An 11,208-nucleotide genomic window follows, 5' to 3' on the forward strand; every position below is an offset into this window, starting at 1 on the left:
CGAACCCGTCAAAATCGCCAAATCCGCTGAAATCGGAGGAACCGCTGTCGCCGGTGTCAAAGGGATACATGTCGTAGTCGCCGCCTTCCTGCAATTCATCAAGAAAGAAGAGCGGATCATCAAAGAGCTGGTCGCCCGGCTCCATCCCGAAGACTTCGGCGCCCTCCGGCGTGAGGTAGCCCTGGTTATCGATCTCGTAACGGTAGTCGAAGAGCTCTTCGCCGCTCAGGAAAAGGGAGAGCGGGAAATAGCTGAGTTCAGAGATCATCACCCCAAAAACGAACGGATCCTCCTCGTAAACACCTTCATGGGTGCGGCTGAACAAGCCGGAGACATAGATGTAAGCGCCGTCTGAAACGAGAGAATCCCGGTGAACAGTCACGGCGAACTCGTCATCGGGCCATAGCATGCTGGAAAGGGTTTCTTCCGCCGCCGGTACGAGAAAGTAATCATAAACCTCATCCACCGTATAGGAATAGGCGTTATCCCCGGCCTGACCCGGGAGATTCCAGTTGTCCGGGAGCGGTTCTGCCGGCTCGCTGATGGAAAATTCCGGCTCCACCGTGAGGTCGGGTTCCCGTTCGGGGGTGGCGCTGGCGAAGGAGAACAGACCGATGACCGCCGTCAGGATAAACGGAATCAGTACGACCCCTGCGATGACCAGCGCGATCAGGCAGCCTTTGCGGCTGCCGTCGCCGCGGGTTTTATGCGGATTGTAATAGTCGTAGCCCTGCTTGCGTCTGGGGTCGGAATAGCCCGCCGGGTCGCGGTAATAGTTTCCGCGCTCCTTCTCAAAAACGCTCTGGTCGAATTCATCCGAGATATCGTACCGGTCGCGGTTCGCGTTGGCCTGTTCGTCACGTTTTTCCTGTTCGGCGCGCTCCCGGTTGCGGATACGTACGGTACAGATGGCGCAGGTGTCTGAAGTGGAGCTGCCCGGCAGCTCCTTGCCGCATTCAGAGCAGCGCTTTTTGGGCATGCCCGGCCGAATGCAGCCGTCATCCGGCTGTTCGGCCGGCGCAGCGGAGGGCGCGGATTCGCGGGGCTCATCGCCAGAGGGTTCCTCCTCGATCTTTACGCCGCAGTAGGAGCAGTAGACGCTGTCCTCGACAATCTCGCTGCCGCATTTTCTACAGAACATAGGTTACCCCTTCCTGCTTCCCGGCGCGGGAAGCGATCAATCATTCGGCCGGCCGACACAGAGCTGCAGCGCGACCTCGGCCGCGGTGGCGGCGTCGGGCGTATAACGGTCCGCGCCGATCGTATCGCAATAGGCTTGTGTGACCGGCGCACCGCCGATCATGACCTTGACCCGGTCTGCGAGCGGGGAGCTTTTCACAAGCGCAACCACGTTTTTCATCTCATTCATGGTGGTGGTCAGCAGCGCCGAGCAGGCGATGATCTGCGCCTGATGTTCCTCGGCGGCGGAAAGGTACTTTTCCGCGGACACGTCGACCCCGAGATCGATCACCTTGAGCCCTTTGCCTTCGAGCATCATCTTCACAAGGTTTTTGCCGATGTCGTGCAGGTCCCCTTTGACCGTTCCAATGACGACCGTGCCTTTATTCTCCATTCCGCCGCTGGCGAGCAGGGGCCGCAGCAGATCGATCCCCGCGTTCATGGCGCGCGCGGCGATGAGCACCTCGGGGATAAAGACCTGATTCAGCTTGAACTTTTCCCCGATGACATTCATCCCGGCGAGCAGGCCGCCGTCCAGAATCTCTTGCGGAGGAATCCCGGCTTCAATCGCTTTATTGACAGCATCTTTGACGGCGGGCGCGCGGCCCTGCTGCAGAAATTTACTGATTTCCTCCAAAATAGCGGACATGATTCTGCCTCCCTGTGGCCGGCCCTGGCCGGCTGTTTAAAACAACGTATCGCAAATGATACATATTTATACGTGCCAGCTTTCATCATACCTTATTTTCCTGTTTTTTTCAAGCGCCTGAAGGGAGCGGCAAAGGGGAAGAATCTTCCGGCATTTCCAGCGCGGCAGGCTTTTTTCCAGCGGCTGCAAGCGGGGGGAGGGGGATGTTTCCAATAATATGAAAGGACGGTAAAAAAATTGTGACATTCATAAAATGTTCACAACCAGCCGTTATCATGGTTGATGAGCCGCAAGGCGAACCAAGGAAAAGGAGGACGATCAATGGAAAAACCTGCGGTCAAGATCCGAAAGACGACAGCAGGGAAAATGACAGAATCAAGCGGGATATTTGGAAAGCTGCTGTGGATGGCGTGTATGGCGGCCGCGGTGTTCCTGTTTTATGCCGTGGCCCCGGGTATGAAAGCCGAAGCCCGCGCTCAGGTTGTGCGGGAAACGCGCGCTGTAACATTCACGGAGAAGATCCCCTTTCGCACCGATTACATCGAACTGCCGAATTATTACCGCGGCTATACCGAACACGTCAGCGACGGTGTCATGGGTGAAAAGGAGACAACCTTCCAGGTGGTCTATGAAGGAGGCATCCCGGTGCGGATTGTCTCGGTCCAGTCAAGGGAACTGGCCAAGCCGGTCAACGAAGTGGTGCGGCGGGGTGCGAAGGTGCTCGAAAGCCGGACTGTGGACGGCGGCGCCTCGAAGGTATCCTTTGCAAACCCTCTCAAAGGGCGCGGATGGCTTTCCGCTGATTTTTATGACTATCATGGACACAACGGAATCGACATCGCAGCGCCACGCGGCACACCGGTCTATGCGGCCGCCGAAGGGAAAGTTTCGCTTGCCGGGTGGTATGGGGAATACGGCCGGTGCGTCATCATCGACCATGCGGATGGTTCCCAGACCCTGTACGGCCACAACAGCGCCCTGATGGTTTCCGCCGGGCAGACGGTGAAACAGGGCCAGAAGATCGCGGAAGTCGGCTCGACTGGGAATTCGACCGGGAACCACTTACATCTGGAGCTGCGGGTGGGCAGCCGTTTTTTGGACCCGCTCATATACTTAGACCAATAAAAATCGACCGCTGCTCCCAGCAGCGGTCGATTTTTTTATTTATTTTCCGATTTATTTTCCGAGGCGGCCTTTTTCTGGTTCTCGGAAACGATTTTGCGGAACAGCTCCATCGACTCACGGATATGGTACCGGCAGTAGGCGCCGGCCATCTCGGAATCACGCTGCTTGATCATCTGAAGCATCCGGTAATGGTAGGTGACGCCGATCTGGTACTTCTTGCGGTTGATTTCATGGGACAGGATGTTCTGGTGGGTGAGCATGCTGTCGCGCAGGTATTCCATGACCTTGGAAATGAACTGGTTTTTGCAGCCGCGCGCGATTTTCAGGTGGAATTCGTTGGCGAAATAATCGTAGCGCTCCTTATTTTTGTAATTTTGAAGCATCTGATAATAGCACTCCTCGAGATCGCGGATCTCCTCCTCGGTGGCGCGTTCGGCGAAGAGTTCGGTACAGTAGGAATCCATAATGTGTCGGAATTCCATCAGTTCCAGCATGTCCTCGGTCTTCATGAGAAAACAACGGATCCCTTCAAGCGAGACGTTGTCCGGATCTTCGACATAGGTGCCGGACCCCTTGACTTTTTTGAGGACGGAAATCGCGGAAAGGCTTGCAATTGCATCCCGGACGGCGATCCGGCTCACATCCAGATGGGCGCAGAACTCGCTTTCCGACCAGATTTTGTCCCCTGGCTTCCAAACGCCGGACTGGATATTGTTGATGATGTAATCGCTGACTTCCTGGCTCGCGTTGTTATTGTAAGACATACCGATACTCCTTTGCTTGCTGGATAAGCTTGGGCTGATTTGCAGTCCACATCAACCCAAGCTTATCATATCATAAATCTTGCCGCGCGTACAGAGTGCATCGAAATAATAATACAACTTTATTATAAAAGAAATATTACAGGCTGGCAATTGAAAGTTTGTACAGGAGATGGGTTGGGGTTTTGTGAAAACCCAATAAAATATGACATGCACACGTGCACAAGACCGCGATATACATAAATTTACCCTAAAAATCTTATAGGATGTGACAAAATAAGCGAAATTCGGTTGACTACAAAACAAAGTTATAATATTATTTACTTGAATAAGCGAGATGTAAAAACGTCAGCTTATATGATTAATTCCAAGAAGTAGATTAGGAGGATCATTATGAAAAAGAGAACCCTCGCAATCATCTGTACACTGGCCATGATGGTATCCCTCGCAGCCTGCGGAGGCAGCAGCGCGCCCGCTTCATCCGCCGCGCCGGCGGCGTCCACCGCTCCCGCGGCGAGCGCTCCCGCTGAGAGCGAAGCCCCGGCTGATGACGGCGAAACCTACACCCTGCTGTTCGGTCACACCCTCACCGAGCAGGACCCGTTCCACGGCGCGTACCTGAAATGGGCGGAAGCCGTCAGCGAGAAGACCAACGGCAAACTGGTCATCGATGTCTATCCAAACAGCCAGCTGGGTGTTGAGGAAGATGTCCTTGAGCAGATGAAACAGGGCACCAACGTTGGCTGGCAGACCGACGCCGCGCGTCTGGGTAACTATGTCAATGAATTCTCTGTCCTGCTTGCCCCGTATTTCCTCGAGAGCCTCGACGAAGTCAAGCAGCTGGTCGAAGGTTCCCCGACAATCGACGGCTGGGAGCAGAAACTGGAAGCCGACCACAACATCAAGGTTATCTCCTTCGCTTATGTCCAGGGCTACCGCAACATCTTCTCGAACAAGAAAGGCACCAGCCCTGCCGAACTCAAAGGCATGCAGATCCGCACCGCAGGCGCTCCGATCTGGGTCTCCGGCGTCAACTCCCTCGGATGCACCGCTGTTTCCCTTGCTTACGGTGAAATGTATAACGGCATCCAGACCAAGGTTGTCGACGGATGCGAGCTGCCGTACATCGCCGCGAACAACCTGAAAATTCAGGAAGTTGCGAAGTACATCCTTGAAACCCAGCACTTCTTCCAGAACAACTTCATGGTCTGCTCCGCTGAGTGGTTCGACGCTCTGCCGGAAGAGTACCAGAAGATCCTGACCGAGGAGTGCGACAAAGCGGGCCTCGAAGTTTCCGAACAGATGGCGAAAGACACCGACGCCGCAAAACAGGCCATGATCGACGCCGGCATGGAATATGTCCCGTATGAAGAGATGGACATCGCCGCGTTCAAAGAAGCCAGCAAGAAAGCCTACGAGGAACTGAACCTTATGGAAGCACGCGATGCGATCTTCGCGGAGCTTGGCCGCACAGCTTAAATGAACAATCGCTATCGCGCGAAAGAAAAGGGCGGAGAATATGAAGAAGTTTTACGAAGGTTTCTGTAAGGTGGAACTGGTTGTGGCGATTTTCGGCCTGGTGACCAGTGTTGCCGTCATCTTTATCTCGGCAATGCTGCGCACTCTTGGAAATCCGATCAACTGGGGAACCGACATTGCGCTGCTCCTGTTCACCTGGAGTACTTTCCTTGGCGCTGACATCGCTTTCCGGGCAGGAAAGCTGGTCAACGTGGATATCCTCTTCAACCGGATGGGCGGAAAGCCGCAAAAGGCATTGAAACTGGTCATTTACCTGATCTGCCTTGTATTTCTGATCGCGATGGTTTATCTGGGTGCAATCCAATCAGTAAAAACCTGGTATCGCGCATTCCAGGGAATTCCTTTCCTCAGCTACACTTGGGTTACCCTGAGCGTGCCGGTGTGTTGTGCGTCCATGGTGGTCACCACATTGATCAAAATGTATCACACGGTGAAAGACGAGGACGAACGCACAGTCTTTTGACATTTTTGAGTTGAAATGTTGCGGCAGGCCGGTCCCACCCGGCCTGCCGCAAGAAATGAAGAGGAGGAATTTGCTTGGTAGTAGTAGTGATTACCTTTATCATACTGCTTGCAATTGGAACACCCGTTGGATTTTCCATTGCGATCTCTGGAACGACTTTTTTCCTGCAGCATCCCGAATTCCCAATTACCACAATCGTTCAGCTGCCGATCTCCCAAACACAGAACATCACCCTGCTTGCGGTGCCGCTGTTTGTTTTCGCCGGCAGCCTGATGAACTCTTCCGGTATCACCGACCGGCTGATCAAGCTTTCCATGCTGCTGTGCGGACACATGCGCGGCGGTATGGCGCAGGTGAGCGTTGTGCTTTCCACTCTGATGGGCGGCGTTTCCGGCTCCTCGAACGCGGACGCGGCGATGGAATCCCGCATCCTGGGCCCTGAAATGAAACGCCAGGGTTACCCGGTGGGCTACACCGGGGCTGTCATCGGCTACACTTCATTGATCACCTCGACCATCCCGCCGGGAGTTGGTATGATCCTGTACGGCACGGTGGGTGAGGTTTCGATCGGACGGCTGTTCGCCGCAGGACTGGCGGCGGGCGTCCTCATGATGGTCATTCTGATGACCACCGTTTCGATCACTTCGCATATCCGCGGATTCAAACCCGCGCGTGAAAAGCGCGCGAGCTTCAAAGAGATCCTCTACTCCCTGGGCGACACCATCTGGGCGCTGATCTTCCCGATCCTGCTGCTGGTTGGTATCCGCATGGGACTGTTTACCCCGTCCGAAGTCGGCGCGTGCGCCTGTGTCTACGCGCTGGTGGTTGGATTCTTCATCTACAAAGAATTGACAATTCCAAAGCTGATTGCAACACTGAAAGAAGCGATTGTGGACGTCGGTGCGATCATGTTCATGATTTCGATGTCCGGTATCTTCGGTTACGGTATCCCGATCGACAAGATCCCGCAGAAGATCACCAACTTCATCACCGGGATCACTTCCGAGCCGATGGTCGTTATGGCGATCGTTGTTGTGTTCCTGCTTTTGTTCGGTATGTTCATGGAGGGCTCGGTCGTCATCCTGCTGCTCACTCCCATTCTGCTGCCGCTTATTAAGAACTTCGGATTTGACCCGATCTTTTTCGGTATCATTATGTCGGTTGTCGTCACCACCGGTATCCTGACCCCTCCGGTCGGCGTTGCGATGTACACGATATGCGGTGTGCTCGACTGTAAGATGCCGGAGTTCCTGAAGGAGAGTATTCCGTTTTTGGTCGCGGTGCTGATAGAGGTGGTCGTCCTGACGATATTCCCGGACATCATCCTGTGGGCACCGAAACTGATGTACGGAACGTAACCCATTTGCCTTCACTTTTACGATAGGAGGATTACCGCTATGAAATATATTCCGCTTGGGAAAACCGGCATCGAGATTTCGGTGCTGGGCATGGGCGGGCATGAATACCTGCCAACCGGGAAATCCCGCGGCTTCAACGAGGATTTTTCGAAGAGCACCACACCTGGCGTGATCTTTGACGGTTTCGGCAACGAGAACCGGCTCAAAGTGCTCAAAGAGTCCTACGATCTTGGGATCAACTTTTACGACGTGACCCAGGATTCCGAGAAGGAAGCGCTCGGGCGCAACCTGAAGCAGATGCCCCCGCCGCGTGAAATTTACATCCAGACCCGTCCGGAAGGGATGGTTTACACCTATGACGAGAATAACGTCAAGATGGGCAACCTCGAGCTGCTGCGCGCGGAAGCGCAGCGCATCCTGAAGCTGCTGCAGCGGGACACCATTGACTTTTTCAACATCGCGCCGATGAAGTGCGCGTTTGACAACGATCCGGAATACCTCGAAAAACTCGGCCGCAACATCGCCGCCCTCAAGCAGGAAGGCCTCATCCGCTTTGCCTGCGCGGACACCTTCTCCGGTGAGGAAACCTATCTCAAGATGATCGAATCCGGTTATTTTGACGTGGTCTACATCAACTACAATTTTGCCGATTACCAGGCGAACCGCAAGGTCCTCAAAGCTGCAAAAGAGCAGGGGATGGGAGTTGTCGACCGCGAGGCCTATATGAAGGGCCAGCTGTTCCATATGGCCAAGGAAGCGGGAATCACCGAGACCGGCGCGCTGGCTGACGCCGCGCTGCGGTGGTGCCTGGCCCAGGATGGGATTGACATGGTTGTTTACGGCACGGGCAAGCCGCACCATCTGCGCAGCGCCGCGGAAGCGTTTGACAAGCCGTTCACCGAAGCGGATCAGAAACTGATCGGCCAGATCAAAACCACCAAACTTTATCAGGAATACGAATCGGCCAAGACCGCAGAGTTCCTGCAGAAGTGACCGGAAGAACGGAGCGTAATTATGGAAGAACTGTATCACAATGAAGTCAAGCGGAAACTGAAGGAAAAGGGCAAGGTTTCCGCGGCATGGCTTCATATGGCAAGCAATGTCTCGGCTGAAATCATGGCAAACGCAGGGTTTGACGTTCTGGTGATCGATGTGGAGCATTCTCCTGTCGATTACCAGACGGTCCTCAGCATGTGCCAGGCGATCAAAGCCACGGGCGCCGCGCCGTTCGCGCGCGCGCCGTGGAACGATCTGATCTCCCTCAAGCGGATTATGGACTGCGGCGTCATGGGCGTTTCGGTCCCGTATGTCAACACCAAGGAAGAAGCGGTCGAAGCGGTTTCCCGCTGCAAGTATCCGCCGTTCGGCGTCCGCGGCATTGCGGGCAGCCCGCGCGCGGCCGGTTACGGAATGAACCGCGGACAATACCTGAGCCGCGCAAACGACGAGAACCTCGTGATGGTCGCGATCGAAACCCCGACCGGGATCGACAACCTCCCCGGCATCATGGAGGTGGAGGAGCTTGACGGCATCTTCATCGGCCCGATGGATCTCTCGACCTCGATGGGCAAGATGGGCCAGATAAACGATCCGGAGGTTCAAGCGGCCATCAAGCGGATTGAGGACATCGTCATCCCGTCGAAGAAATTCCTGGCCACTGTGGCCAACGACTTTGATGGGGCCAAGAAGCTTTATGACAAAGGCTACAACCTCATCATCATGATGTCGGATGTGGTGGATCTGTCGAAGCTGGCTAAAAAACGCGCGGATGAATTCCGGGCATGCTACGGGAAGTAAGGAGGAACGGATATGGCAATCAATGCACCCTCCCTGGCCAACTGCGACCTGCTTCATATGGGGGACCAGGTTGACCAGCTGATTGAAGGCGGCGTGGATTTTGTGCATATCGACCTTGCGGACGGGAATTATGTACCGAACATCCTGTTCCCGCTTTCCATTGTCAAAACCATCCATCAAAAATATCCCCAGCTCACGCTGGACGTCCACCTGATGGTGACCGACCCGTTCCAGTATGTCGAACGGATGGCGGCTGACGGCGCGGATTACCTGAGCTTCCATCTGGACAGCACCAATTTTTCCCGGCGGCTGTTAAAACGCATCCGCGACAATGGCATGAAGGCGGGCGTCATCATCAATCCTTCGCAGCCGATTTCACTTTTGGAGCCGCTGGTGCGCTTTTGCGATATGGTGGTTCTGATGTCGGTCGAACCGGGCTATGCCGGCCAGGTGTTCATGCCGGACGCCATCGGCAGGCTCGAAGAGCTGTGCGAGTTGCGCAGAAGCACCGGGACCGATTTTCTCATCTCGGTGGACGGCGCGATCGATTACCCCAATTCAGTACGGAGCGTCGAAATCGGCGCGGATATTCTGATTACAGGCGTTTATACGGTATTCAACCAGCCGGACGGCCTCGCGGTCGCCTGCAGGCGGTTCCAGAAGGAAATGGATCAGCACGCAATCAGATAGGAGGCATTCTGTCATGAAATTGCTTTCGTTGCCTCAGGACGAGGCGTTTATCAAAGACGTCATCTCTAAAATTGACTATTCCAACGCATTGATTCCAAATTGCACCCAGGAACTGCTCGAAAAAACCTGCGACGAAGCACTGCTTTATGGCTTTGCGGCAGTGGCGGTGTTCCCGGTCATGGGCGCGTATGTAGCCGAGCGGCTGAAGGGCTCCAAAGTTCATGCGCAGGTGGCGGTCGGTTTCCCGATGGGCAACCACATGACCGCGACCAAGCTGAAGGAGGCCGAGCTCGCGCTCGAATCGGGCGTCAATGAGATTGATATGGTGATGAACCTGCACAAGTTCTTCAGCGAGGACTATGCGTTCGTCGGGAATGAAGTGCGCCAGATGGCGGATTTGGCCGCCGGTTACGGTGTGGAAATCAAGCTGATCATCGAGACTGGCTATCTCACCGATGAGCAGAAGCTGACCGCAGGGCAGATTGCGGTCGATAACGGCGCAAAATTCATCAAGACCTGCACCGGTTTTGGCCCGGGGCGCGCCACGGTGCATGATATCGGACTCCTGCTGAATGCGTTCGGCGACAAGGTCAAAATCAAAGCGAGCGGCGGTATCGCCTCGCTCGACGATGCGGCAGGCTTTGTCGCGATGGGCGCAAGCCGAAGCGCGGGCCGCCACAATATCATCGACCAGCTCGAAAAGATGGGTTATAAGCCCTGAACATCTGCTGGGAAGGAGACCTCCATGGGCAAAAAAGACATGTTGGTCGTGAGCGCTCACGCGGCGGACTACTGTACCCGCGCGGGCGGCACGATCGCACGCTACATCCGGGACGGATGGAACGTCCACATCATTGCGCTCACTTATGGTTCGCGCGGGGAATCGGGCGACTACTGGCGCAACACCACCGGCGGTACGGTGGAGGAATGCTCTAAAATCCGTCACGAGGAATCTCAGGCGGCCGCGGATTTTCTGGGTGCCGCAATCGAATTTTACGCTTATAACGATTATCCGCTGACCATGGATGAGGAACGCATCCGGCTGCTCACCAAACGGATTCTGGAAATCCGGCCGGAACTGATCCTTACCCACTGGATCAGCGACCCGCTCAATCTGGATCATGAGATCACGGGAAAAGCGGTGGTACGCGCGCTCAGCAGCGCCGCGCAGATCGGGGCGTTCCCGGATACGCCGGCGCATTATTTCCCCAATGTCTATTTCTTTGAAAGCACCGTCCCGCATTCGGAGTTTAATGAGTTCCGTGCCGATACCTACATTGAGATCGACGACGTCTATGAAATCAAGATGCAGGCGGTCGCAAAGTTTGCCTGTCAGCCGCACCTGGGCGGATATTACACCCATTTTGCCACCCACAGAGGCTTTCAGGCCAAGGATTGGGCCAAACGTGGGATTCAGTATGCGGAAGGCTTCAAACGGTACCTCCCTTATGTGGGGACGCAGTTTCCTTTGACAAAACGGTAAACGCAGCAACAAAAGGAGTGAAAATCGATGCGAGAAAGCATTCACAAATATTTCAAAGTAGGAACGATCCAGTGGATGAGCCACCCTGGGCGGGAGCTGCTGGAAAGCCTGAAGACGATCGCATGCGACGAATTTTTCGATGCGGTGGAAGTGTGCAAAGTCGG

The 11,208-nt window shown here is 54.9% G+C and carries 12 protein-coding genes; 9 read left to right on the top strand and 3 right to left on the bottom strand.

Translation table 11 applies throughout. The features are described from left to right. Together DWV16_RS12210 and DWV16_RS12215 are read right to left on the bottom strand one after the other, a co-directional pair. Positions 1–1,141 (bottom strand): zinc ribbon domain-containing protein (locus tag DWV16_RS12210; protein WP_199719789.1); only part of this gene is annotated, 1,141 nt, incomplete at its 3' end. A 36-nt stretch (positions 1,142–1,177) separates the two neighbouring features. Beyond that, positions 1,178–1,828 carry a corrinoid protein gene (locus DWV16_RS12215; RefSeq protein WP_066453769.1) on the bottom strand — a complete coding sequence of 217 codons (651 nt, stop codon included), beginning with the start codon at positions 1,826–1,828 and terminating at the stop codon, positions 1,178–1,180. Between the two features lie 321 nt (positions 1,829–2,149). Here DWV16_RS12215 and DWV16_RS19635 point away from each other — a divergent pair, with 321 nt between their 5' ends. Beyond that, positions 2,150–2,953, top strand: coding sequence for a peptidoglycan DD-metalloendopeptidase family protein (locus DWV16_RS19635; protein ID WP_066453773.1), 804 nt, complete (start codon positions 2,150–2,152; stop codon positions 2,951–2,953). A 35-nt stretch (positions 2,954–2,988) separates the two neighbouring features. On the opposite strand, the gene DWV16_RS12225 is transcribed toward DWV16_RS19635, so the two are convergent. Continuing rightward, a complete protein-coding gene (locus DWV16_RS12225) occupies positions 2,989–3,717 on the bottom strand; it encodes a FadR/GntR family transcriptional regulator (RefSeq protein WP_066453775.1) in 729 nt (242 codons plus the stop codon). A gap of 390 nt (positions 3,718–4,107) precedes the next feature. Between DWV16_RS12225 and DWV16_RS12230 the strand changes: the two genes are divergently transcribed. From DWV16_RS12230 to DWV16_RS12265, 8 genes are all read left to right on the top strand, one after another. Continuing rightward, complete coding sequence (locus DWV16_RS12230) at positions 4,108–5,193, top strand: C4-dicarboxylate TRAP transporter substrate-binding protein (RefSeq protein WP_207734362.1); 1,086 nt, start codon at positions 4,108–4,110, stop codon at positions 5,191–5,193. Positions 5,194–5,233: 40 nt separating this feature from the next. Beyond that, positions 5,234–5,716 (top strand): TRAP transporter small permease, encoded by a 483-nt coding sequence (locus DWV16_RS12235; RefSeq protein WP_066453778.1) that lies wholly within the window; start codon positions 5,234–5,236, stop codon positions 5,714–5,716. 74 nt (positions 5,717–5,790) lie between these two features. Further along, entirely contained in the window at positions 5,791–7,074 is a 1,284-nt protein-coding gene (locus DWV16_RS12240) for a TRAP transporter large permease (RefSeq protein ID WP_066453781.1), read from the top strand. A 39-nt stretch (positions 7,075–7,113) separates the two neighbouring features. Then, positions 7,114–8,067, top strand: a complete 954-nt coding sequence (locus DWV16_RS12245; protein ID WP_066453784.1) for an aldo/keto reductase — start codon at positions 7,114–7,116, stop codon at positions 8,065–8,067. Between the two features lie 21 nt (positions 8,068–8,088). Then, positions 8,089–8,871, top strand: a complete 783-nt coding sequence (locus DWV16_RS12250) for an HpcH/HpaI aldolase/citrate lyase family protein (RefSeq protein ID WP_066453786.1) — start codon at positions 8,089–8,091, stop codon at positions 8,869–8,871. Positions 8,872–8,883: 12 nt separating this feature from the next. Then, positions 8,884–9,561 carry a ribulose-phosphate 3-epimerase gene (locus DWV16_RS12255; RefSeq protein WP_066453788.1) on the top strand — a complete coding sequence of 226 codons (678 nt, stop codon included), beginning with the start codon at positions 8,884–8,886 and terminating at the stop codon, positions 9,559–9,561. A 13-nt stretch (positions 9,562–9,574) separates the two neighbouring features. Next, positions 9,575–10,282 carry a deoxyribose-phosphate aldolase gene (gene deoC, locus DWV16_RS12260; RefSeq protein ID WP_066453790.1) on the top strand — a complete coding sequence of 236 codons (708 nt, stop codon included), beginning with the start codon at positions 9,575–9,577 and terminating at the stop codon, positions 10,280–10,282. A gap of 24 nt (positions 10,283–10,306) precedes the next feature. Beyond that, a complete protein-coding gene (locus DWV16_RS12265) occupies positions 10,307–11,044 on the top strand; it encodes a PIG-L deacetylase family protein (RefSeq protein ID WP_118479475.1) in 738 nt (245 codons plus the stop codon). Positions 11,045–11,208: the final 164 nt, after the last annotated feature.

This window comes from Anaerotruncus sp. AF02-27 (genome assembly GCF_003465835.1).
Lineage (GTDB): Bacteria > Bacillota > Clostridia > Oscillospirales > Ruminococcaceae > Anaerotruncus > Anaerotruncus rubiinfantis.